The organism is Vibrio sp. Vb1729, from assembly GCF_033338655.1.
In the GTDB taxonomy this organism is placed as follows: Bacteria; Pseudomonadota; Gammaproteobacteria; order Enterobacterales; family Vibrionaceae; genus Vibrio; species Vibrio alginolyticus.
This window is the reverse complement of the sequence record NZ_JAWOTB010000004.1, coordinates 65,126-89,453: the sequence shown is the minus strand read 5'-3', so window position 1 is coordinate 89,453 and position 24,328 is coordinate 65,126. Positions and strand designations below refer to the sequence as shown.

Here is a 24,328-nt window from a genome sequence, read left to right as displayed (position 1 = left end):
ATAACGATGAAAAATATCGCGCCTCTAGCTCATCAGTTAGAGGCGCTTTTTAAGGAAGAATAATGACAGAACAAAAAACGTGTGCGTGGGCGATGAATCACCCATTAGAGCGCGAATATCATGATTCCGAATGGGGCGTGCCAGTATATGACGACCAAGTCCTGTTTGAATTTATTACGTTGGAAGGTGCGCAAGCTGGCCTTAGTTGGATCACCATTCTTAAAAAGCGCGAAGGGTATAGAGAAGCGTTCGAGAACTACGACCTAGATGCGTTGGAACAAAGAAATGAAGAACGCGCTGAATACATCGTGGAAAACTTCGATGTTGTGAGGCATCGCGGAAAGATTAACTCGGTTTTCAGTAATGCCAAAGCGGCCAAAGCGTTAATTGCTGAATACGGAAGTTTATCAGACGCGTTGTGGCAGTTCGTGGACGGCGAACCAATCATTAATCAATGGCAACATATGAGTGACGTGCCAGTTTCGACAGAGCAATCCAAAGCCATGAGTAAATTCTTAAAAAAGAAAGGCTTCAAGTTTGTCGGTGAAACCATCTGTTATGCTTTCATGCAAGCCGTCGGCATGGTGGATGACCATATCGTTGGATGTCCTAAAAAGCAGAATAAGTAACGTTTGGCGATTAAGCTAATGTTGTTAGTTCTGGCTATCATGAATACGTTCCAAAGCTTCGATTCGACGCCATTGAGTGGCATCGAAGCTTTGTTTTCTTAAAGCAATGATTTCTGCCTGTTTTTCGTCTTGCCCTAGAAAATCCCTATTCAGAATATTTTGACGCTGCTTTAAGTAAGTGGCGAGTTGAGTCTCAAATGATGCTCTTTGCTCATCAAGCTTTTGTAGCCTCTGCGCTCCGGCATCTCCTACCAGAGCAACACGGGCGATGTACTTGTCTTGTGAATCAAGCTGAGAAGCTTGCTCGAGCTGCTCTGCTAATGCGTTATTGCGTTCACTTTCTCGTATGTAATCCGGTTGTTCTGATAACGCTTGATTGAGAAGGTGTGCTTGACTCTCGATAGCCGATGCCTGTGTTTTAATCGTCAGCTTTTCTAAAGCAAGTTGGCGAAGTCGGTTTTCTTCGTCAAACAATTGGGTTATCTGCACCTCGTTAAAGTATTGAAGCTGTAAGTTCAGTATTGCTTCATTCAGCATGGTTAACTGTTCAAGCGTTAGGTGGTTGTACTCAAAAGGCTCTAATGCAGTGAGTGCTTGCTTGTAGGAAAGGTAGGTTTGAAAAAGTTTGGCATCAATATTCAGAGTTTGTTTTGCTAAAGTGTCATCATTGACTTCCGCTTTGATCGTATCGAGATCTTCTTCGCCCAGCCGGCTAAGAGAATATTCGAAGAAATCTTTTGGGGAAGAGACATCGGCGGCTATATCTTGCTGAGATTGCGAATGGTTAGAGGTTATCTCTTGTTGTTTGTCGCTTTGCAACAGAGAAAGCGCTCCCACGCCAAATATCGAGAGCAGGATAAAAGTGGTGAGAGCGACTTTCTTCATTGTGATGACCTCTTATAAACCTTGAAGTTTGAGACGATTTGCATGTTGGCGATAAAGCGTGACTGGATCGGTTTCAAAAAGATGATGAATACCGAGTAGGCCGTTAATTTCATCCAAATGGTTCATTTGATAATCATCACGTATGACTTTGCCCAAATGTGTGCTGCACGCACCAACTAAGCCATCATTTGGCCCATCAAAGGCTAAGCCAAGTACCATCATGGCAGCGTCGGTCGGATCGAAAACGTTTGTAAAAGTGGATGATCCGGTCCATGAGTAGTAATAAACGCCATTTGAAGCCAGCAAGTCACCATTACCACATTCACTGGTAGGGACCCCCTCCGGGTAGTGTTGGTTAAACGCTAATGATCCTTCCGTGGTTAATGCTGCTAGTGAGGCTAAAGGGTCTTGGTCGAGATCAGAACCACCTGATAGAAGATTAATAAGAGTAGTTAAGCCTTGCGCCAGTTTTACCGCGAGCTGCTCACTACCCGAACCCTCAGATACGGTGCCACGAACTAAATCTGCCACTTTAGACCCTTTATTAACGCCTCCTATACTCGTAACTGATGCGACTAGGTCAGGACGGACAGAGGCAACATAGCGCGTTGTTGGACCACCATGACTGTGACCAATGAGATTGACTTTCTCTGCGCCTGTTGCTGCAAGTAAGGTTTCTACTTGAGCAAGCAGTTGCTCCCCTCGAACTTCGCTGCTATTGGTCGCGGATACCTGTGCAACATAAACCGTAGCGCCATCTTTTGTTAAGGAATGTGGTATTCCGAAAAAGTAATCAACGCCTGCCAGGGTATCAAAACCAAACAAACCGTGAACCAGAACAATCGGATACTTGGTTTGGGTATAACCTGTTGCAGCGTATACGGAGGTTATTGGGACGGTAACTAAGGTAAAAAGCATTAGCGCTATAAATTTGAGTTTCAAAACTATCTCCTTGTGGTATGACCTCTTATGAATGATAAAAAGTAGGAGAGAAACTCTAAATTTGGAAAGCCTATTTGTGGCACATTATTTCATTCTGTGACTGCTCAATTGAAAAACAACACAAATGATTAACATTAATTAATGGGTTCGGGTGAATGTTAGTTAATTCTAATTAAGTCAGGGACTTATAAAAACGCCCCGCAATGCAGGGCGATTCAATCATTGTTATAGGGAGGCTTCTTTTTCAAGCATTAAGGCATTATAACGCGCAAAACCAGCCTCTAAATCAGCGATCAAGTCATTTACGTCTTCTAAGCCAATATGAATACGAACCAAAGTACCTTCAAAGTGTGGGTGAGCTATGGTTCTCAGGCTGTTAAAGCTCTTAGGTTCGTTAGCTAGAATGAGGCTTTCATAACCGCCCCAAGAGTAACCCATACTGAAGTGTTTCATACCATCAAGCAGAGCCGTCGTCGCTTTTGGATAAGACGTTTTGAGAACAAATGAAAACAAGCCGTTTCCACCTGTGAAATCTCGTTTGAAAAACTCATGGCCAGGATTTGTTTCTAAAGCTGGATGGCGGACATGATCAACTTCTGGGCGAGAAGCGAGCCACTGAGCGACTTTTAAACTGCTTTCTGCGTGCTGTCTTAGGCGAACATCCAACGTGCGAATACCTCGAAGACCTAGGTATGCGTCGTCAGGAGAAACGCACTGACCCATCAGGTAGCTTTGTTCACGAAGCTGATCCCAATACTTTTCAGAAGCCACAGCAGTACCTAGCATGACATCTGAATGTCCAACAATATACTTAGTTGCCGCTTGAATGGAAATGTCTACGCCATGCTCGAAAGGAGAGAAGTTCACGCCAGCTCCCCATGTGTTGTCTAGCATCACGATGATATCTTGCTCATGGGCAATGCGCGCTAATGTAGGTACATCTTGGACTTCCATGGTTATTGAACCAGGAGACTCTAAGAAAAGGACTTTGGTATTCGGCTGAATCAAGTCTCGGATACCTTCACCGATCATTGGGTCATAATAGGTGGTTTCGATGCCCATTTTCTTCATGATGGTGTTACAAAAGTCACGAGTTGGTTCGTAACAAGTGTCCACCATTAGAATGTGATCGCCAGTTTCAACGAAAGAGAGGATGGCGTTTGAAATTGCTGCCGTTCCACAAGGGTAAAGCGCGCAACCAGCTCCACCTTCAATCTCAACCATTGCGTCTTGGAAAGCAAAGTGCGTGTTGGTGCCTCGGCGACCATAAAACAACGTTTTGTTTGCACGATTAATGGTGGCTTGGTTCTTTTCTGCAACGGTATTGAATACCACAGTTGAAGCGCGTTGAACGGGTGGGTTTACAACACCATTTGTCCACTTTTTATCGCGGCCAGCGGTAATGAGTTTGGTTTTTTTTCCCTCTGACATAAAAGTTCCCTGTCTTAAATATTGCGGTTTTGAATATTTAAAACATGGACGACGTAGGTTATGCAAGGGAAAAGTCAACTATCAGCCAATAACAGCCAAGATGAACAGGTAATAATGATGTCGAGAGGTATCGTGTAGATAGGGAGCTAAAAGAACAAACCTCCAGCAGGATGCATGTAGCGCTGGAGGTTTTTTAGTCGGTGTATTTGAGGTATTAGAGGAGTGGGTTGAAGAGATAGAACACTCGCTCTAAGAACCGAGAAAATAGGCTCCTTTTCTCCCATTCTTCCAATACAACAGTGTGAGATTGCTTAATATAGCTATCTTGTAACCAAGACATTTGCTTGGTGAACTCTTCGTCATCAACGGCGAGGGTCACTTCGAAGTTCAGCCACAAGCTGCGCATATCCATGTTTACGGTGCCAACTAAACAGAATTGGTCGTCAATTACGACAGATTTTGTATGCAGCAAACCACCATAAAACTCATAAATCTTGACCCCTGCACTCAAGAGCTCACTATAAAAAGCGCGTGACGCCCATTGCACCATCATAGAGTCATTTTTATGTGGAATAATGAGTTCAACGTCAATGCCTCGTTGTGCTGTCATCTTTAACGTTTCGAGTAAATCAGCATTGGGCACGAAATATGGTGTTGTGATTCGTACCGAGCGATTGGCTTGGTTTATTGCCAATGTTAATACTTGATAGATCAGATATTCCGGCATACCTGGGCCAGAAGGCACAACCTGAATAGGGTGTTGGAATTCACTCTCATCGATCTTGCATTCAGGTAGTCTTGGTAAATGACGTTCGCCAGTTTCGACTTCCCAATCCCAACAGTGGATGGCACTCAATACGTTTACCGTTGGTCCCGTAATGCGAACCATGATGTCCACCCAATGCCCGACGCCACTGTTTTGCTTGAAGTAAGCCGGGTCAACCAGGTTCATTGAACCGGTATAAGCAATTTCATCATCAATTACGATGATCTTGCGATGTTGGCGAAGATCAAGACGACGTAAGAAAATACGCCACATCTTCACTTCTAGCGCTTGAATAACTTCAATTCCAGCATCCTGCATCATTCGATACCAAGGACTTCTGAAAAAACGTGGACTACCTGCTGAATCGAGCAATAGTTTGACATCTACGCCGCGTTTAGCCGCTTGAATAAGCGCAGAAGCGACAGAGTCAGCCAAACCACCCGGATGCCAAATGTAGAATACCATTCGAATACTGCTCTGCGCGTTTTCGATGTCTTCAATAATGGAATGCAAAATCTCATTAGGTGACTGTTGCAGCGACAATGTATTACCGCTCAATGCGGGAAGACCAAGGCGGTTGTTACAAAGTTCATCAATTCGGTAGATGTGCCTTCCCATCGTTTCTGGGTTGTGCGCGTTACAGTCGTTAAGCTGACTGAACCACTTCTCGAATGGTGTAAACATCTCTTTCGCACGTTCGGCTCGCTTTCTGCCTAAGTTCAGTTCACCGAAGAGGAAATAACATGCGACACCCAGAACGGGAAGGATATAAATGATCATTAGCCAAGCTAAAGACACGCTCACTGCACGGCGCTTTAAAACGACACGAATGGTCACACCTGCGACCAGTAACCAATATAGCCCGATGCCAGCTAAAGTAAGAAAGTGATAAAACTTGTCCATATACGCTCAGAGTAATATGCCCTTCTAGGATATTAAGCATAAAAGTGGGTTGGGGGAATAGATTTCCCATTTAGACGTGGGATTGACCTTATATGAGGAACGAATTTCATAACAGCTGATTCTGTTATTTTAATGTGAAAAATAAGGTCATTCTTTAACTTTTGAACAAAAAAGCAGCATTTAACCTGCGTAACTCGACACTTGTGCGATAAATGTACTTTTTTGGGGTTCCAATTTTAAAGGGGAGCTGCTTTACTTTCTAGACATAGTGCGTCGAACGCTTATTTTATAAGTGTACAATAATTTTTACATAAACTTTTTAGACGCCTATCTCTATGCATACACAACAAACTAATTTTGGAGAAAAAGCGTGGCTACAACTAATACAGCAGCACCACGTGATACGTGGGGGTCTAAACTAGGCTTCGTAATGGCAGCAGCGGGTTCCGCTGTCGGTTTAGGCAATATATGGAAATTCCCTTACACAGCAGGTGAGAGTGGCGGCGGTGCATTCGTTGCTATCTATCTTATCTTTGTAATTTTTATCGGCTTTAGCGTGATGCTGACAGAGTTCGCTATTGGTCGTAAGACAGGTCTTTCTGCCGTAGGTGCATTCAAAACAACTGACCGACGCTGGACGTTCACTGGTGTTATGGGAGTCTTCAGTGGTCTTTTGATCATGGGCTTCTACCCAGTGGTTGGTGGTTGGGCATTGGCCTACATCTTTAAAGTGGGCGGTGGTCTACTCAGCGCGCCAGAAGCAATTGGCGACAGCTTTGGCGGTTTCATCTCAGATCCGATTCAACCTTTAATGTGGATGGGTGTTTACCTGTTCCTTAACGTCATGATCGTGATGAAAGGGATTTCGGGTGGTATTGAGAAAGCCGGTAAGGTTCTGATGCCGCTTCTGTTCTTAATCCTAATCGTTGTTTCTGTTAAGGGCTTAATGCTGCCAGGTGCAATGGCTGGCCTTGAGTTCTTATTCATGCCGGACTTTTCTAAAGTCGACAGCAACGTGGTTCTTGCTGCACTAGGACAGGCGTTCTTCTCACTTAGCTTAGGTATGGGTTGTATGATGACGTACGGTTCTTACCTGAAGAAGAAAGAGAACCTAGTTCAAACAACCGGTATGGTTACAGCGATGGATACTGGTGTTGCGATTCTTGCTGGTGTTGCTATGTTCCCAGCTATGTTTGCCTTTGGCATGGAGCCTGCGGCAGGCCCTGGTCTTGTATTTGTTGTCGTTCCTCAGCTATTTGCTGAAATGGGCGGAGTGATTGGGTTGCTATTCGCGTTGCTATTTTTCATCGGTTTGACGGTGGCGGCATTAACTTCTTCAGTATCACTATTGGAAGTTGTCGTGTCTTACCTAATTGACGAGAAAGGCATGAAGCGCTCGAACGCAGTTCTGTCTGCAAGTGCAGTTATGGCGGCATTATGTATTTTTGCGTCACTATCGTTAGGTGGAATGGGACCAACGCTGTTTGGTACCGGTGCCTTTGATATCTTCGACTTGCTAACGGACAAAATCTTCTTAGCGGTTGGTGGTATGTTGGTTTGTATCTTTGCTGGATGGCGCCTAAGCCGTGCTGAGCTAGAAAAAGAGATCACTAATGACGGCGAAGTATCCTTCCCGCTATTTGGATTGTGGTACAACCTAGTTAAATACCTGATTCCTGTTGCGATTGCTATTGTTGCCTTCATGGGGATTAAGTCTGGCTTTGACAGTGGCAAAGGTGAAATCATGCTGCTGGGTATCGCAATCATTGGTCTTGCTGGCATTTTCTCTAAGAAGCTTTAGCAAAGACCTTAGGGCAAGCCTCGATAGCTTTGTCCGGTAACTTATGTATACTGCTGGCTCCAAACGTGGAGCCAGTTTTTTATGTTCGATATTCTACATACCCATCCCGATTTTCTGATCATCAATAAGCATCCCAACGTCTCTGTTCATAAAGACGATGGCGACACAATGCTGCTGCAAGAAGTGGCTAAGCAGAGTGGTGATGAGCAGCTTTATCTTATCCATCGCTTGGATAAAATGACATCGGGTATTCTGCTCCTCGGACGCAACGCCAAAGCGGCTAGTGCGTTATCGCAAGCTTTTGCTGACCGCCAAGTGGAAAAGTTCTATCTGGCGATTGGCTCTAAAAAGCCGAAAAAGAAACAAGGTTTGGTCGTTGGTGATATGGAGCGTTCGCGCCGTTCATCATGGAAGCTGGTCAACAGCAAAAACAACCCAGCCGTCACCCAGTTTTTCTCTCTTGCGGCAGAGCCCGGAGAGCGCCTATTTTTATGTAAGCCACACACTGGTAAAACGCATCAAATCCGCGTGGCATTAAAATCGGTTGGCTCAGGTATTGTTGGCGACCCGATTTACAATGCAGGCAATGAGGCTGATCGCGGTTACCTGCATGCATTTTCACTTTGCTTCCAATACCGAGATGAGCAATATCGCTTTGTTTGCGATCCACGAGAATACAAAGTGCTGGGTAGCAAATGGCACAGTGAAATCGTCTCTCAGGGCTTGGATACTTGGCTTTCCCCTTGGGAGCTGAACTGGCCTACGATCAAATAACCGTCACAAAGAAAACTAATAAGAGAACTCGATGCAAGCATCACAACTTCCGCTGTTCTTTCAGCATCTAGAAACCGAGCTCGCGCAAGCTCCTAACGAAATTCGTCGACTGTTTCATGGTCGTGGCCGTCGTTTTGAGGGCCTAGAGCAAATCACCTGTGATTGGTTACAAGGTCAGTTGATTATCAACTTGTTTAAAGAAGTCGACGACGCGTTTCTCGCTGAGCTGAAAAGCGGCCTGAATGCGTTGGCACAATCACAACTGTGGGCAGACAAGCAAGGTCGCACTATGGTTCTTCAGCACCGTTATGCCGATGGTGCGCCTTCAGAAGTACTTGTCGGTGAATTAGACGCTCGCCCTGTCGTTGAAGAAAGCGGTTTGAAATACCAATTGGATATTGGCCGCAACCAAAACTTCGGTCTGTTTTTGGACATGCGCTACGGTCGTGATTGGGTTCGCGAAAATGCGAAGCACAAAAACGTGCTTAACTTGTTTGCTTACACCTGTGGCTTTTCTGTCGCTGCCATTGCGGGTGGCGCAGATAAAGTGGTTAACGTCGACATGGCGAAAGCGTCGCTGTCTAAAGGTCGTGAGAACCACAAGCTAAATGGTCATAACATCAACCAGGTAAGCTTTATGGGGCACGATATCTTTAAATCTTGGGGTAAGATTAAGAAATCTGGTCAGTATGATTTGATCATTATCGATCCGCCTTCATTCCAGAAAGGCAGCTTTGCGCTGACGAAAGATTACAAAAAGATTCTACGTCGATTACCGGATTTGTTGGCAGACGGCGGTCAAGTGATGGCATGTGTGAACTCGCCATCTGTGACAAGCGACTTCTTGATTGAAAGCATGAAAGACGAAGCGCCAGAGTTGACATACCGTGAGCGTCTGGATAACCCACCAGAGTTTATGGACGTAGACAGCGAAGCAGCATTGAAAGTGTTGCTGTTTAGCGAGAAGCAATGACGACGAAACGAAAGTTGTACCTATCTATAATACCAGCCGTTTGAGTACGGCTGGCATTTCCACGATACCCCGTTAATCTGAATAGCGAGACGCGAGTGTGATTCAGAGTCTATTATCAGAGTGAGTTATTCCTAACACGCTGATATTAGATTCCTGATCTCGCCTAGGCTCGTCGGAATGACGGGAAACAATAAAAGATCGATACCAGCAGCATTAACCGATCTGCACTTCAAGATCCGCTTCGATGGTTGATGAGCAGGCGAGCACATAGCCTTGTTCAATTTCTTCTGGCGTCAATGTTTCTAGGCTAGTGGAAGAGACGTTGCCTTTACGAACCTTGCATTTGCACGAGCCACAAATCCCGCTTCGACAAGCGACGATTAATGGTAAACCTGCGCCTTCGAGCACATCGGCCAGTACCTGACCTTTTTGAGCATCGATGCTTTGAGCAAAATCAGGAACAGAAACGTTAACCGTCTCATCGGAGACCGATGATTCTGCGCCAGTCGCTGGCGTAAAACTCTCTTGGTAGAAGTTCGTCATGTCAAAACCAAGGTCATTCAAATAGCCGTGAACATCTTGCATAAACTGGCTTGGACCACACAGGTAAACGGTGCGCTGTTTGAAATCAGGAACAAGCTCTTTAAGCCAGTCGGCATTCAAACGACCTTGTGGATGCGATGTTCCTTCGCGGTTTTTCAGCAACAACTTTAAATTGAAGTTGGGATACACAGCGTCTAACGTTTCTAGCTGATCGTAGTAAATCGTCTCTTCTGGGCTGCGTGCAATATGAAGAAATGCGATGTCCACATCGTTGTCGTTTTCATCTTGATTACTCAGCCAGTGCTTTGCCATCGAAAATACGGGCGTGACGCCGCAACCTGCACTGATAAGCAAGGCTTTTGTTTCGCCATCACGTAACACGGGTGGATGGTCGATGCAGTTAAATTCGCCTGCTGGTGGTAATGCTTGAACAGTATCACCGAGCAGCAGCGAGTCAACGATGTAGTTCGATACTTTACCGCCAGATACTCGTTTGATGGTGAGTTGAAGGTGATCGTCTTCATTGATCGAGCTGATTGAATAGGCACGAAACTCCATTTTTCCATCAATTTCGACGCCCAAGTTAATAAACTGGCCAGGCTTAAACTGAAACAGAAGTGATTCGGTTAGTTCGGCCAATTTTATGCTGACGGTGTCGTGTGTTTCGAAGTATTTGTCGATGCAACGGAGTGTGACGGGTTGGTTACCTTGCCATTCAAAAAACATAACAATCTCTTTGGTTGTGGCTATTTTTGGTTCGAAATAGATAGCGCCTCCGCGTAAGGAGGCGCGTAACAAGCAAGTTTATTAAGCTGCTAGGATGGCTTTTAGATCATCCTGAACATTGCCAATACTGCGCATATCGAACTTCTCTTGGATGATGGCGATTAGGTTTGGCGTTAGGAATGCCGGTGCAGTAGGGCCTGTGTAAATGCCTTTCACGCCCAATGCAAATAGCGTTAGCAAGATAACGATCGCTTTTTGCTCGAACCAAGAAAGCACAAGCGTGAGTGGCAGTTCATTGATGTCACAGTCAAACTCTTTCGCCAGTGCAAGTGCAAGCTGGATTGCAGAGTAAGCATCGTTACATTGGCCCACATCCAATAGGCGAGGAATGCCGTTGATATCGCCAAACGTATTCTTGTTGAAGCGGAACTTACCACACGCCAAGGTCAGGATTAGCGTGTCTTCTGGTGCTTCAGCCGTAAAATCGGTGTAGTAGCTACGTTCCGCTTTATCGCCGTCACAACCGCCGACTAGGAAGAAGTGCTTGATGTTGCCTTGCTTCACTTGGTCGATAACCGCAGGGGCGGCGTTCATCAGTGCATTTCGACCAAAACCAACCGTGATGTGGTGTTCGACTTCATCGTGTTGGAAACCATCTTGCGCTAGAGCACATTCAATCACTTGGCTAAAATCATCGCCTTCGATGTGAGCCACACCAGGCCAGCCAACAATACTACGAGTGAATAAACGGTCTGCGTATTGACCCACATTTGGATTCAACAAGCAGTTTGACGTCATTACGATTGCGCCAGGGAAGTTTGCGAATTCTTTCTGTTGGTTTTGCCATGCGCTGCCGTAGTTGCCGACAAGATGAGGATATTTCTTCAGCTCAGGGTAGCCGTGTGCAGGCAGCATTTCACCGTTGGTATAAACGTTAATGCCTTTGCCTTCAGTCTGTTGCAGGATTTTTTCTAGGTCATGCAAATCATGGCCAGAAACAAGAATACATTTGCCTTTTACTGGCTTGACGTTCACCGTGGTTGGTTCTGGATGGCCGAAGGTCATTGTTTCACCTTGGTCGAGCATTTCCATCACTTTGTAGTTCATCAGGCCGATGCGCATTGAGCAATCAAGTAGTTCGCCGAGATCTTCAGGGTCTGTGCCCAACCACGCCATGATTTCATGGTATTCGGCATAGATATCGTTGTTGGTTTGCTCAAGAACACGTGCGTGCTCCATGTACGCGGCTGCACCCTTAAGGCCGTATAGGCAAAGTAGGCGTAGGCCAATCACATCTTCATGTACTTGGTCCTTACCACGGTTAACCGCGACTTGAGGAGCAAAAGCTAAGATTGCTTCTGCGCTATTTGGTAGCTCAAAGTGAGCAACAACAGGGATGTCAGCAACTTCGGTATCGGCGAGTGTTGCAGCAGACATTACTTGCTCTTTTAGCAATGCTTTGTACGTTGCCGCTTGAGAAGTTAGCTCTAGGACACGTTCAGGGTCAAAGTTTACGTTCGTCAATGTAGAGAAAAATGCCTTTGGTGCCCATTGGTTGATTTCATCGTTAATGATGTTGAATTCAAGTGCTTTTGATGCCCAAAAAGAAACCCCTTGCAGTGTGTAAACCAACACGTCTTGAAGGTCAGATACTTCAGAAGTTTTACCACACATACCTTGTGCAAAAGAACAACCTTTAACAGCAGGGGTTTGAATTGTCTGTTCACATTGAATACAGAACATATTGGGTTCTCCAGTGATTGTTTTAATAGTCGTGATGTTGACCACTAGAGAGCAGAATGCGTGCCAATTATTATCTTGTTGATTTGTATTGAATTTTATCAGATTTAGGAGAGTGGTTGATGTGATTAAGACAACGCAGCTGATGTCTTAATCACATCGGCTTCTTGTGGTCGGTTATTTATTGATCCCGAGCTTTTTACCCATCCGATATAAGTTCCCTCGATCTATTTGTAAAAACTCCGCTGCTTTTGCCCAAACGCCACCAGTTTGGCTCAAAGCATGTTCAATTAAATCACGTTGATAGCTTTCTATTAGCTCTCGCATTGGTTGGCTTTCTTTAGGCAGATAATGCGATGTGTTTTTTACATCATCGAGAGCCAATGAGGTGTCGAAATGGTTAAGCATGATCGTGCTTGCGCCTTGTTGAATGGCGTGTAAAGCCGCGCGAGTTAAAGTGTGTTCGAGCTCGCGCACGTTTCCGTACCAAGGTAAAGATTCCAATTGAGTCAACACTTTAGGGTGAACGTGCAGATTGGGTGCATTGAATTGTTGGCGTACTTTTTCCAACAAATATCCTGCTAAAACGGGAATATCCCCGTCACGGGCACGCAGTGGGGGGACTTGGATTGGGAACACGTTCAAACGGTGGAAAAGGTCTGCTCGAAACGTGCCAGCTTCGACCTCTTTTTCTAGTTGTCGATTGGTCGCTGCGATGATGCGCACATTGACCATCAAATGCTGATCGCTACCTACACGTTGCAGCTCGCCTTGCTGAATTACGCGCAGCAATTTTGCTTGCAAAATCAAAGGCAGTTCGCCCACTTCATCAAGGAAAATCGTTCCACCGTCTGCCAGTTCAAACTTACCGGCACGGTGGCTATTAGCACCTGTAAATGCGCCTTTGACATGGCCAAACAGTTCACTTTCAGCCAGACCTTCTGGTAAAGCCGCACAGTTGACGTAAATCATCGGCTTATCGCTACGATGAGATTGCGCGTGTACCGAGTGCGCGACCAGTTCTTTACCAGTTCCGGTTTCTCCTAAGATAAGTACCGCGTAATCTGATTGAGCAACAGTCGCAATGTTGTTTCGTAACTGGTTGATCTGCGGACTCAAACCCACCATTTCGCCATGTTGAGAACGGGCTTGCTGGATAAGGGTTTGAGTGACGCTTTTTTGCTTCTGGTTTTGCGCTTTGAGTGCTTTTAACTGAGCAATGTTACGCAATGTCGCAGCGGTCAAAGCCGCAAAGGTTTCGATAGCGACAGGATCGATGCCATCAAACGCGCCCACCGTTAGTGCATCCATCGTTAGTGCGCCAACAAGTTGGCCTTCGACATACAAGCTAAAGCCCATGCAATCGTGAACATCAATGCATTGGTCTTCAGTTAATAGTGTGCCGTCGAAAGGATCCGGCAGTGAACAATCGGCATCGAAACGCACCGGTTCACCGCTATGAATAATGGCATCTAAGCGAGGGTGCGCCTTGGGGAAATAGCGACGACCTAAGACCGAGCTGGATAAGCCTTTTACCGCGACAGGAGTTAGAAAACCATCCTCATCGAAGATAAACAGGCAGCTCGCATCACATGGGAATACTTGCGCGACCCCATCAATGAGATTCTGATATTGCTGCTCGTGAGAGCGATTTGAGCTGAGGTTTAGCGCGATATTAAGGAGTACGTGGTCAACAGTCGGAGTCATAACAAGCCCAAAGTTATCTGGAATGGGCTCATGCTAGCAACTTGATGTCATTTGAACATCGAAAGGTGTGGGAGATTGATGTTCCATTGACGACGATCAAGTTTGATACGAAAAGAAACGCGCAAGTTAACAAGCCAGTGATGTAAGCTTGCGCGGGTTAGGTGTTTGAATTAAAGCAGGCCAAAGGTTTGGTTCGTCCGAATTAACGAGGAACGACTCTGGCGTCATTACCAGAAACATTGATTTGGACCGCTTGGCCTGGTTGGAAAATCATGTTTGGATTTGCTTCTTGAACAATAGAGATAATCTTTCCGTCCTCTAAACGAATGGTCAGATTCACGCCATTTCTTTTCGCGGTTGCTTCAGCCGCTTTGCTGCCTGCATAGCCACCCAATAGACCACCACCAATGGCAGCGATATCCGAGCCAGAACCGCCCCCAACTTTTGAGCCTAAGATCCCGCCCACGGCAGCACCAGCGATGGTGCCAATGGCATTGGATTGGGTAGAGGCATCAATGGTTACGGGTTCTACTTTTTCTACTGTGCCGTAGTAAACCTGCTGAACTTTGCGAGTGTCGGATGAGCCGTATGCATCTCCGTACGGGTTAGGTGAGCTACAGCCGCCAAGCACGAGCGCACAAGTAATGGTGAGCAACATGCCTAAATTGATCTGTTTTTTCATATAGCCTCCGAATGGTTTCTTCATTCAAAGAGTATATACCCCAATTTAACCTGCGTTTTGGTGCTTTATAAAACAGTGGCTTAGCGGCCTGTCCCTTAAGGAAACGCGATTGTCTAAGCAGTATTAATGATCGTTAAGCGTATGAAACCCTGAATAAATACGTGTAAAAGTGGTAAACCAGCATGCCGCGCCAAAGATATACGCGATGACGGCAAAGTGTTGCGGTAGCAAACAAAATAAAACCAAACAGCCAATGGTTTCTGTACCTTCGGTTAAGCCGCTCATGTAGTAAAGCGATTTGTTTTTATATACCGGATTATCGATGCCTTGTTTTCCTGCCATGATGGCAAAAGCTAAAAAGCTACTACCAGTGCCGATGAAGGAAAAAATCAAAAATGCGCCTGCAACGGCATTGTGCTCTGGGTTGGCAAGCACAAAGCCAAAAGGAATCAACGAATAGAACAAAAAATCTAAGCTGATATCAAGAAAACCACCCGCATCGGTAATGCCTTGAATCCTTGCCAGTGCACCGTCTAACCCATCACAGATTCTGTTCAGCAAAATAAACAGCAACGCCAACAAGTACTGTTCGGCGATCAAAGCAGGCAGGGCAAAACAGCCAAGCACAAAACCAAATACTGTCGTCTGATTTGCGGTGATGCCACATTTATCGATATATGTCGCACTGAGTGCCAGCGGTTTGCGGATGAGCTTTATACTCAGGCTATCAAGCATGATTTGTCTCCCACGGCCAGTTTAGGCAGCGGCTGCCATCAGGAATATCGTCTTCATCGTGCGTTACCATCAAAGTAGGGATGTTCGCTTGCTGCAATTGTTCGACCACCCAATTGCGAAATTGTACACGCAGGTCTTTATCCAGCTTGCTATAGGGCTCATCAAGTAGCGCAACTTTCGGCTTTGCTAGCAGCATACGAGTCAATGAAATACGGGCGCGTTGCCCTCCCGAAATTTGGTCAGGAAAGGACTCTGCTAGTTTGGTCAATGAAATGTTCTTCAGCGCTTGCATAGCGTGAGCTTTACGCTCTTCACCTTTGATTGAGTTTGGTAGCGCGAAGGCAAGGTTCTCCCACACCGTTAAATGAGGGAAGAGCAAATCTTCTTGGAATAGAATACCGACCTGACGCTTATGGGCAGGGAGGGCATCCAACTTTTCGTTATCAAGCGTAATGGATCCAGAGTAGTTGAACTCGGCGGATAGGTGCCCGGCAATGGCATCCAACAAAGTGGATTTACCACAACCGCTAGGCCCCATCAGGGTAACGATTTCACCTTTTTCTACGGTCATATTGAACGCCGAGAAAAGCGCGTCGCCATTGGTTTTACGGATGGCGAGGTTTTCGAGACAAAGACTCATTCAGTAGTAAACCTTTTATAGACAAGCGGCGATACTTCACGTGTAAGCGGCTAAGCAGTATCGCAAAAGAGAAGAACAAGAATGGCAGCAGAGCTTGCCAAATGGCGTAAATAGCGGTGACACGTCGGTCAAAACCACTGGATAGTGCAACGGCTTCGGTTGTGATGGTGCTAATGCGCCCAGCCCCTAGCACTAATGTAGGTAGGTATTGCGCTAGGCTGACACTAATACCGACAGCCCACGCGAATGCAATCGCAGGCAGGAGGATTGGCAGTTTCACTTTTAACCAAGCTTGCATCGGTGTTTTACCCAAGCTGAGTGCGACGCGAGTTAAGCTGTTATCGAAGCTGCGCCACGGCCCGTCTAGCGAGAGGTAAATAAATGGGAATGCGAAGAACACATGCGCCCAGCATACCCAAAAGAAATACGCGTTACTGTTTAAGTACAGCGTCACTACTTGCATACCGAATAGCACGGATAGCTGAGGAATCAGCATTGGGATGGCGATGATGTAACCGGGCACCTGCCAGCGATAACGAAGGCGATACTCATGTGCGATCAAGGCAAGGGCTAGAGCGACAGTCGCGCTGATAACGGCAATCAGCATGCTCTGTTCCAGCGTGCCAAGAATACTGTGCCATTCGTATTCCCAAAAACGCAGGCTGTAACGGCTTGGGAGCAAATCTGGAAAGCGCCAACGTTGAGCAAAGCTCCACACCACCATGAGTGGAATCATTAGAAGTGCGAGTAGGGTAATCAGTGAAAATAGGGTTTTACCGGGTAAACGAAAACCGTTTCGACCAGAGTACTGCCAGCGTTTGAAGCCTTTGGTAATACACCATTCCATTAAGCGTGCAAATCCAATCAAAAGGCTAGCGATCGCAAACAGTATTACTGCTCCAGCGGCCGCTCTTGGTAGGAGCGATAAATCTGGATCGTTAAACCATTGCCATACCAAAACCGCAAACGTCGGCGGGTTGGTAGGGCCAATAATCAGGGCGACATCGACAACGGACAAACTGTAAGCCAATACCGCCAGCATTGGAAAGCGCAGTTTTGCTATCCACTGTGGGAACACGCATTTCCACCACGCTTGCGCCGAACTGTAGCCCATCGAATGACTGACTTTTTCAATCTTATCGACTTTCAATTGCTGAAGAATTGGAATACTCATCAACAATAAAAACGGCACTTCTTTAATCGCAAGCATGATGATCAAACCGAGTGCGTGCGGATCTTTAATCAGCAATGCTAAGTCATTCACCGTTTGTGCATTCGGGTCGTAACCAAACAGTTGGTTGAGAACCCTAACGCCCATACCAGTTGGGGCAAACAAGAACGCAAAGCCAATCGCAAACGCTACGTGCGGCATGGCAAGAAGTGGCGAGAGGCTTACTTCAATTTTTCGCCAAAACTTGCTACCCCAAGAGGCTTGCAAAATCGCAAATGTGATCAAGCAAGCCAAGTAGCTACTGAAAATGGCAGAGTAGAAAGTAAGCCCGATGGATGTCCAAACACCCTCCCAATCAAAAACAGCGTTAAAGCCATCTAAAGAAAAGTGGTGCAAGCCGATAGGAGGCACATAACCGAGCGCAGAGACCACCACTCCAAGTAGTCCCGGAATGGTAGGCAAAATACAAACTGCGATAATGACTAAATACAGCGCTCTTAACATGGATTCTTACTAATTCCCGTAGCGTTTCAACCATTCTTTTTCCAACGCAGCTTGCCAACTTGGATGTGGCTCAGCGATAGATTTGAATTGTTGAGTGTTTTTGGCCGAACCAGTTAGGTATTGGTTGCTTAGTACCGAAGGGTCGCCCCAGATGTTTAGGTTACCTTTGCGAGACTGTGCTTCAGGGCTCAATAAAAAGTTTATCGCAACTTGTGCACCCGCACTGGCATTTGCGTTCCAAGGAATCGCTAAAAAGTGGATATTTGAGAGTGCTCCTGCGTCCATTGCGTACGCTTTGGTGCTCTCTGCAAGATTACCGCTTGACTGCGCAGAGAAAACCGCGTTCGGGTTAAAGGTAATCGCCAGGTCAGTCTGACCATCATCTAGTAGCTGAAGGGTTTCTGCTGTACCGCCTGGAAACTGCTTACCACCGCGCCAAGCGACTTTATGGAACTCATCTAGATAAGACCACAGCGGTTGAGTGACTTGTTCAAACGTGTCATCGGTAACTGGTTGTTGCAGCTCAGGGGCGTTGTTAGACAGTTCAATGAGTAATGCTTTGATAAAGCTTGTGCCATGAAACTCTGGTGGTCGAGGGTAAGTCAGGCGATTCGGGAACGCTTTTGCATAGCTCAGCATTTCTGCGAATGATTTTGGAGGGTTATGGAGGGTTTGCTCGTCATGGATAAACACTAATTGTCCTACTCCCCAAGGTGCTTCTAGACCTTCTGTTGGCTCGGAGAAGTCCACATCAATTGGTAGAGATTTATCCACATATTGCCAGCTTGGCAAACCTTCGACAAAAGGACCAAATAGCAATTGGTTATCCTTCATTGATTTGAAGTTTTCGCCATTGATCCAAACCATATCAACACTGCCACCGCTGTTTTTGCCTGCCGCTTTTTCTGCGATAAGTCGAGTAGTGGTCTCAGAAATATCAGTTACTTTAACGTGGTTTAGCGTCACGTTATAACGTGATTTTAGCTCTCTACTCGCCCACTGTATGTAGCGATTAATTTCTTGGCTTCCGCCCCAAGCATGAAAGTAGACGGATTGCCCGTCGGCTTGTTGTTCGATTTTTTGCCATTCGCTATTCACTGATGAATCGGCAAAAGAAGGTGTCGCAAAAGTCGTGGCTAAAATGCCAATGCTGCTGAGTAGCTTTTTCATATCTATTCCGTGTTATGTCTTTTGGTGCTTGCTTTCGTTTCTATTGACGTTTTCGCAAGTCGTTCCGCTCTGTTACAAGGATAGTAATTCATCTCTCTCTATTATCAATGCCAATCCCAAACGGAATCACTCATTGATTCAAAGAATTACTCTCAATGTGAAGCAAAACGAAGAAAGGACAAATTTGGTGTCATTTTAGGAGCGGACCGTTTGTTTGAGGATATTCTTTCAAGTAATTGAAAATTATTGTCCCCAGAGATATGAATAGGTTGTTTTACAGAGCAAAATTGATGTTTAAAGCATGGAATTGAGGGCGAAAAGAGAAAGAAAGTTGGCCATTTAAATGACTTTGGCATGCATGACTAACGATTCATCGATATAAAAAAAGCAGCCGTTTGGCTGCTTTAAGATACTATCTGGTTTACTTAGTTGGGATTAGTTTACCCAGTCACGTAGTGTAAACGTCAATTCGTGATCGGCACTTTTCAGAACAAGACCATCTGTAGTTAGCGTGATATCGCTCCAGTTAGATAGTGTTTGTGTCATTGCGTTTTCGATCTTCATTTGATCTTCCATACACATCTTCATGGTCATGCCCATTTTTTCGATGCGTAGTTGGTTGTTTTTCAGCTCGGCTTGACCGAAGAAGTTGTTACAACCTGCGTTGCCGTTTGCGGTTAGATTTTCACCGATTTCTAGGCGAGCCGCTTTTTGGTGTTCGTCTAGAACGATATTTTTGCCATCAACTTGAACAAGTTCCCAGTTGTGGTGCTGCAAATCTTGAGCCGTTATTTCTTTCACATTATCACCGTTGCTAGCACAAGCAGTCATAAGAACAGGGAGAGAGATTGCTGTAACTAACGTTTTTAGGCTAAGCTTCATTTTATAGACTCCGTTTTTATAAACGCGGTAAGTATAAGTAATAAAACACTGTTTTTGTCAGCATAAGGTTATGGTTTCGTATGTTTTTGACATAACGAAGTATATAGCAAGTTTTGTTGCTGACTAATCTTCTCATTATTTAAACTAGGCCAATACGCCCTAATATGGAAAGAGCGGTTTTAGTATGGAGCAACTGGAGTTTTTTACTGTCCCAAGCCCTTGTGTTGGAGTATGTACCTCTGATGAAAAAGGGTATTGCAAGGGGTGTATGAGAAAGAGAGAGGAAAGGTTTAATTGGCTTAACTTAACCCCCGCTCAGCAGTTGCACGTTATTAAGTTGTGTCGTCAAAGGTACAGAAGAAAGATGTTGGCAGGGAAGACGAAGCCAGAACAGCTTCAAGATGAGTCATCGCCTCAACAAGACTTATTCTAGAATTCTTGTTCAGTCTGTGGGGTTACGCCTTCGCTTTCGGTTCTGATTAGGCTTTTACATATTCCCGGTCCGGCAAGGTGTCCTTTAAGAACCGGGAATCTCCTATCCATTTTCCCTATAGAGCGGTAATTGGCGTTATTTCATCGACCAACGGTCGCTAACCCAGCCTCCCGCTTGTTCGTCGAAGTGATTTCCTGAAAATCGATGATTGAATTCAACATCTAATTTACTTGTTGGGCGTTCATCCATCAGTTGATGAATATATCTCGCCATAGGATCCGTACAAGCTTCACGCTCTCTACGGGTAACTACTTCTTTGATCATTTGGAGTCTGTAGCTATTGCTGGCTCGTTTCATTTTTGACCTCCAGAACTCGATGGCAGCAGTTTGAACACATTGACGTCCAGATCGCTGCTCATTAGTGTGCGCGTGGAGGCACATCACCATCGTTTGAAGTCCAAAGACAAATTGTTTGAGAGCAGTGTTTGTAACGCCATTCACATCTTTCTCAGAATCATTGACTATGCGATTAAAAATGTTTCGCGAAATTTAGCCGATGAACCTGCATATTTAAAAGACCTTATCAAACATAGAAGCCCAACACAGGGGCGTCAATAACACAAATGAACAATTTTTGAACATATTGTGAAGGTGGAGAGTTTTCAGTAATTTATCGAAAATAAAAAACCGAAGCACAAAGCTTCGGTTTTGAGGAAAGCCCTGACGAAATTGCTTGTAAAAGCTCTTAGTGCCAGGGGTAAGGTGTTGAGTATTAGCTACCAGATGCAGGACAGCCTTTTACTGGTTGGCCATTACTGAAGTACTTGATGTTCTCTAAGTTCTTGTTGTAGTTATCCGCAGAGATTTGTGGGTTGTTTACGAAGAACTCGCGCAAAACGTATGCATCGGTTAGCTGTGTAGATTGAACATCGATGATTGGATAGTTATCGCCACCAGCAGCACTGAAGCTGATTACAGAGAATGTGTACGTTGCGTCTAGATCGAAGCCTTTATTGTTAATATCGGTAATGGTTACTGAGCCAGCATCACAATTTACATCTAAAGTGATGTTATCTAGTTGAGCGTAAGCACCAGAGCCTGCAGATTTCGTCGCAACCACGTCTAGGTATTCTTTAACTTCTTTACCTGTCATAGTTGCTTTAGTCACGAAGTTACCAAATGGCTGAACCGTTAATACGTCACGGTAAGTGATATCACCATCTTGGATTGAATCACGCACGCCGCCAGAGTTCATCACACCAAAGTCAGCATTTACCGTTTTGTAAGTACGGTATGCCTCGCCGAGTAGGTGACCTAGGTTAGTTTGTTGAGAGCGAACTACGTTACGATCACCTTCTAACTTACCCGTCGTATTAGAAATCTTCTCATCTAATAACTCTTGACCTTGTTGTTGGTATGGCAGTAGTAACGCTTTTACTGTTGCATCTTGTTGAATTCGTTCACCGATAACTTCATCGTTTTCGTCTAGAAGGTTTACAGGAATCAGTGCGTAGTTTGCTAAGTGAAGCTTGCCGTCGTAGTATTCGAAGTCTGCACGACCCACATATTTACCCCACTCATGCGCTTGCATAATCCAAGTACCTTTTTGTTGGTCTGGGGCACAATCATCCCCAGGTTTGAAATCAGCATACTCATTGGTACCTGGTTCCATACATACAGGGTTTTGCGAGTGACCACCGATGATAGCGTTTAGCTGTCCTTCTTCAAGAGAGCGAGCGAGTTTAACGTCACCTGGTGCTTCACTACCGTTTTTGCCATCTTCGTAGTGACCCATGTGCGTCGTTGCAAATACTAGGTCTACCTTTTCGTTCTCTTCGATTTCCTTCAGTACCTTTTTGATTTCTACTTGAGGGTCTTCGAAGTGGATGTTTGATACGTTGTCTGGATTGACTAGCTTCGCAGTGTCTTGCGTTGTTAGACCAATAACAGCGATCTTAAGGCCGTTGATAGTAAATACTTTGTAAGGGTCGAAGTAACGCTCGTTTGTATCTTTTTTATAGATATTCGCAGCCAGCATAGGGAAGTCAGCTAGCTCGGCTTGCATATCGAGAATATCTAGTGAGTTATCAAATTCGTGGTTACCGACAGCCATTGCATCGTAACCAAGTAGGTTCATCCCTACGAAGTCTGGAACCGCATCTTGCATGTCTGATTCTGGTACGCCGGTATTAATATCACCGCCAGATAGCAGAATGGTTTCACCGCCTTTTGCTTCGACTTCTGCGCGGATAGATTCGATTAAAGTGTGACGCGCAGCCATGCCGTATTCGCCGTCGCTGTTATGCCAAAAGCGACCATGGTTATCGTTAGTGTGGAGAACGGTGAACTTAGTACAAGAATCTGCAGTCTCGCAGGTTACTGGAGAATTGTCGCTGTCTGAGCCGCATCCTGCTAGCGCAGCGCCCACTGCCACTACCAAAAGAGATTTGGAAAACTTCATAAGGGATCCTTTCTTTGTGATTTTGTTATTGTTACGGCGTGAAATATACGGAATTAATGTGAAACTTTAGTGATCTATCTCTTATTTATACTTCTATCGGAGAAATGAATTAATAAGCCTGCAAACTACGTCTATAAATAAACAGAATTGGTATTTAGTATTTATTTTATATAGCTAGCTCTATTTTTTGTGAGGTAGTTAATTGAATGTGTGTTGTTTGTGTGAATCAATGCGCATTTTTGCGAAGTATTACGCTGATTTTGGTGATAATTTTGCCAAGTTTATGTTTTCCCTAATAGGTATGACACAAATCGTTATAAATTTTCGCTCTAATGATGAGGGGCTCGGTTTGTATGCATAATGAACAGCACAGAATTGAAACTCATTTGATTATGGCTTTATTCTGCCTAACTCTATCAAAAATTGTATTTATCTCTTTACTATAATTGCGATCGTTTAGAAACCTTATGCTTTAGGCATCGTTTATTTATCCTCATCCGATACCTTATCGTGCTTATTCCGCATTTGACACTCGAGTGTTTAAACAAATAGATTCAACCTAATGAGTCAAAATGAAAAGTAAATAATGGATCGTTCTTGTTCGAATATTATGATGTGAACTATCATTTAATTAATGAAAATGAAATGGATTAATGTAAAGCGTTGCGACTGTAGCTGTTATCTTTGAGCTTTGGTTTAAAGGGTAGGGTTAAAAGAATTTGTAAGTGGTGAACGCTAATAAAGGATGCTTATGAGATACACAGTAAGGGACGCACTCAAAAAGGAAGCAGCCCAAATCGCCAAGATACACGTTGATTCTTGGCAGGTGGCGTATAAAGGATTAATGCCAAAGAGCTACATAGAGCAGTTTACGATTGAGCGTCGAGAAAGGATGTGGGCACGAGTGATGACGGAGCAACTGGCCCAATTGATCGTAGTTGAGAGGCAAGGAGAAATTGTTGGCTTTTTAAGTTACGAGTTACCTAACCACACCAGCGAAGATAAAACGGCATTAGTGACATGTTGCTACGTTACGCCGCTACATTATGGGCAAGGAGCAGGAAGTGCACTGTTAGATGAGTTAGAGACACGTTTGCTCTCTACGTCAGTTATGCAGATCAGTTTGAAAGCACTGGATACTAATCAACAGGGGCTTAACTTTTACAAGAAGTGTGGTTTTGTGCGTACTGGAGAGGAAGAGTCGGAAGTGATTGAGAGTATGACGCTGACCGATCTCACTTTAGTGAAGTATATTGCCCGCTCATAAATCAAATGCTATATGCCAAATATAGTAAAACCCCGGAGGTGGTAAGACTCCGGGGTTTTGAAATTTTTTAGATGTCTCGGTTGGTAAGTCCGATTATCTTTTATGCAAAAGGTTTGGATTTAATCCGATTAATTCCTTGGTAGGGAATTAGATGCGGATGAAGTCCATGTGTTCAACTTTTGGCTTGAACGCGTGACGTTGAACGTCTTGTGGCTTAACTTTAACTTCTTTGCCATCGATAACTAGAACGATGCCTTCGTAGAATTCAGGCTTGTCCATTTGGTTTACGATGTCGTCGTGGTTAAGAACGATAGCTACTGCTGCTTCTTCACCGCCGTATACAACTGCAGGGAATTTGCCAGCGTGACGTAGGCGGCGGCTCGCACCTTTACCTAGTTCAGTACGTACTACTGCTTCGAATTTCATAGTATTTACTCTCAAATTAGTAAAAATCAAATGTTCACAATCAACAATGCGACCTTGTTGTTCGTGGTAAAGCTTGAAACAGGAACTGTTCAAGCGAGCGCGGATACTATCATTCCACTTATAAATGGGCAACCCAA

General features: G+C 44.9%; 22 protein-coding genes. 6 read left to right on the top strand and 16 right to left on the bottom strand.

Annotation, left to right across the window (positions count from 1 at the left end; all coding sequences use genetic code 11):
• The first annotated feature begins 62 nt into the window (after nucleotides 1-62).
• A complete protein-coding gene (locus R7E29_RS02175; RefSeq protein ID WP_017634671.1) occupies nucleotides 63-629 on the top strand; it encodes a DNA-3-methyladenine glycosylase I in 567 nt (188 codons plus the stop codon).
• Between the two features lie 24 nt (nucleotides 630-653).
• On the opposite strand, the gene R7E29_RS02170 is transcribed toward R7E29_RS02175, so the two are convergent.
• From R7E29_RS02170 to cls, 4 genes are all read right to left on the bottom strand, one after another.
• The gene (locus R7E29_RS02170) at nucleotides 654-1,514 is read right to left on the bottom strand and encodes a lipase secretion chaperone (RefSeq protein ID WP_054576416.1); all 861 of its coding nucleotides are present in this window, start codon (nucleotides 1,512-1,514) and stop codon (nucleotides 654-656) included.
• Nucleotides 1,515-1,526: 12 nt separating this feature from the next.
• A complete protein-coding gene (locus R7E29_RS02165; RefSeq protein ID WP_017820863.1) occupies nucleotides 1,527-2,432 on the bottom strand; it encodes an esterase/lipase family protein in 906 nt (301 codons plus the stop codon).
• A 249-nt stretch (nucleotides 2,433-2,681) separates the two neighbouring features.
• The gene (locus tag R7E29_RS02160) at nucleotides 2,682-3,887 is read right to left on the bottom strand and encodes a cystathionine beta-lyase (protein ID WP_053349514.1); all 1,206 of its coding nucleotides are present in this window, start codon (nucleotides 3,885-3,887) and stop codon (nucleotides 2,682-2,684) included.
• A 214-nt stretch (nucleotides 3,888-4,101) separates the two neighbouring features.
• Entirely contained in the window at nucleotides 4,102-5,556 is a 1,455-nt protein-coding gene (gene cls / locus R7E29_RS02155) for a cardiolipin synthase (protein WP_005378105.1), read from the bottom strand.
• A gap of 430 nt (nucleotides 5,557-5,986) precedes the next feature.
• Between cls and R7E29_RS02150 the strand changes: the two genes are divergently transcribed.
• The 3 genes from R7E29_RS02150 to R7E29_RS02140 all read left to right on the top strand — a co-directional run bounded on the left by R7E29_RS02150 (nucleotide 5,987) and on the right by R7E29_RS02140 (nucleotide 9,104).
• Nucleotides 5,987-7,357 (top strand): sodium-dependent transporter, encoded by a 1,371-nt coding sequence (locus R7E29_RS02150; RefSeq protein WP_042522154.1) that lies wholly within the window; start codon nucleotides 5,987-5,989, stop codon nucleotides 7,355-7,357.
• Nucleotides 7,358-7,438: 81 nt separating this feature from the next.
• On the top strand, nucleotides 7,439-8,131 hold the full coding sequence (locus R7E29_RS02145) for a TIGR01621 family pseudouridine synthase (RefSeq protein ID WP_017820860.1): 693 nt from the start codon (nucleotides 7,439-7,441) through the stop codon (nucleotides 8,129-8,131).
• Nucleotides 8,132-8,162: 31 nt separating this feature from the next.
• Nucleotides 8,163-9,104: a class I SAM-dependent methyltransferase gene (locus R7E29_RS02140; protein WP_054576417.1), complete on the top strand. Its 942-nt coding sequence runs from the start codon at nucleotides 8,163-8,165 to the stop codon at nucleotides 9,102-9,104.
• Nucleotides 9,105-9,317: 213 nt separating this feature from the next.
• On the opposite strand, the gene R7E29_RS02135 is transcribed toward R7E29_RS02140, so the two are convergent.
• From R7E29_RS02135 to R7E29_RS02095, 9 genes are all read right to left on the bottom strand, one after another.
• Nucleotides 9,318-10,373 carry a hybrid-cluster NAD(P)-dependent oxidoreductase gene (locus tag R7E29_RS02135; protein WP_054576418.1) on the bottom strand — a complete coding sequence of 352 codons (1,056 nt, stop codon included), beginning with the start codon at nucleotides 10,371-10,373 and terminating at the stop codon, nucleotides 9,318-9,320.
• Between the two features lie 81 nt (nucleotides 10,374-10,454).
• Nucleotides 10,455-12,116 carry a hydroxylamine reductase gene (gene hcp, locus R7E29_RS02130; RefSeq protein WP_054576419.1) on the bottom strand — a complete coding sequence of 554 codons (1,662 nt, stop codon included), beginning with the start codon at nucleotides 12,114-12,116 and terminating at the stop codon, nucleotides 10,455-10,457.
• Between the two features lie 174 nt (nucleotides 12,117-12,290).
• Nucleotides 12,291-13,820: a nitric oxide reductase transcriptional regulator NorR gene (gene norR / locus R7E29_RS02125; RefSeq protein WP_054576420.1), complete on the bottom strand. Its 1,530-nt coding sequence runs from the start codon at nucleotides 13,818-13,820 to the stop codon at nucleotides 12,291-12,293.
• Between the two features lie 202 nt (nucleotides 13,821-14,022).
• Nucleotides 14,023-14,502 carry a glycine zipper 2TM domain-containing protein gene (locus R7E29_RS02120; RefSeq protein ID WP_005386695.1) on the bottom strand — a complete coding sequence of 160 codons (480 nt, stop codon included), beginning with the start codon at nucleotides 14,500-14,502 and terminating at the stop codon, nucleotides 14,023-14,025.
• A gap of 123 nt (nucleotides 14,503-14,625) precedes the next feature.
• Entirely contained in the window at nucleotides 14,626-15,237 is a 612-nt protein-coding gene (locus R7E29_RS02115) for a CDP-alcohol phosphatidyltransferase family protein (RefSeq protein WP_005386693.1), read from the bottom strand.
• On the bottom strand, nucleotides 15,230-15,877 hold the full coding sequence (locus R7E29_RS02110; RefSeq protein ID WP_042522013.1) for an ATP-binding cassette domain-containing protein: 648 nt from the start codon (nucleotides 15,875-15,877) through the stop codon (nucleotides 15,230-15,232). The genes R7E29_RS02115 and R7E29_RS02110 overlap by 8 nt, the downstream gene beginning before the upstream one ends.
• Entirely contained in the window at nucleotides 15,843-17,552 is a 1,710-nt protein-coding gene (locus R7E29_RS02105; RefSeq protein ID WP_054576422.1) for an ABC transporter permease, read from the bottom strand. Before R7E29_RS02105 ends, R7E29_RS02110 begins: the two co-directional genes overlap by 35 nt.
• Nucleotides 17,553-17,561: 9 nt before the next feature.
• Nucleotides 17,562-18,722 (bottom strand): ABC transporter substrate-binding protein, encoded by a 1,161-nt coding sequence (locus R7E29_RS02100; protein WP_042522009.1) that lies wholly within the window; start codon nucleotides 18,720-18,722, stop codon nucleotides 17,562-17,564.
• Nucleotides 18,723-19,157: 435 nt separating this feature from the next.
• The gene (locus R7E29_RS02095; protein WP_017634889.1) at nucleotides 19,158-19,604 is read right to left on the bottom strand and encodes an META domain-containing protein; all 447 of its coding nucleotides are present in this window, start codon (nucleotides 19,602-19,604) and stop codon (nucleotides 19,158-19,160) included.
• A 184-nt stretch (nucleotides 19,605-19,788) separates the two neighbouring features.
• Here R7E29_RS02095 and R7E29_RS02090 point away from each other — a divergent pair, with 184 nt between their 5' ends.
• Nucleotides 19,789-20,037: a DUF1289 domain-containing protein gene (locus tag R7E29_RS02090; RefSeq protein ID WP_005378062.1), complete on the top strand. Its 249-nt coding sequence runs from the start codon at nucleotides 19,789-19,791 to the stop codon at nucleotides 20,035-20,037.
• A gap of 135 nt (nucleotides 20,038-20,172) precedes the next feature.
• Here the strand turns inward: R7E29_RS02090 and R7E29_RS02085 are convergent, their stop codons facing one another.
• Nucleotides 20,173-20,394, bottom strand: coding sequence for a hypothetical protein (locus R7E29_RS02085; RefSeq protein WP_005386686.1), 222 nt, complete (start codon nucleotides 20,392-20,394; stop codon nucleotides 20,173-20,175).
• A 415-nt stretch (nucleotides 20,395-20,809) separates the two neighbouring features.
• Nucleotides 20,810-22,498: a bifunctional UDP-sugar hydrolase/5'-nucleotidase UshA gene (gene ushA / locus R7E29_RS02080; protein WP_017634888.1), complete on the bottom strand. Its 1,689-nt coding sequence runs from the start codon at nucleotides 22,496-22,498 to the stop codon at nucleotides 20,810-20,812.
• Between the two features lie 751 nt (nucleotides 22,499-23,249).
• On the opposite strand from ushA, the gene R7E29_RS02075 reads away from it, so the two are divergent.
• A complete protein-coding gene (locus R7E29_RS02075; protein WP_017634886.1) occupies nucleotides 23,250-23,765 on the top strand; it encodes a GNAT family N-acetyltransferase in 516 nt (171 codons plus the stop codon).
• Nucleotides 23,766-23,912: 147 nt separating this feature from the next.
• Here the strand turns inward: R7E29_RS02075 and rplY are convergent, their stop codons facing one another.
• Nucleotides 23,913-24,191, bottom strand: a complete 279-nt coding sequence (gene rplY, locus R7E29_RS02070) for a 50S ribosomal protein L25 (RefSeq protein ID WP_005378066.1) — start codon at nucleotides 24,189-24,191, stop codon at nucleotides 23,913-23,915.
• Nucleotides 24,192-24,328 lie beyond the last annotated feature (137 nt).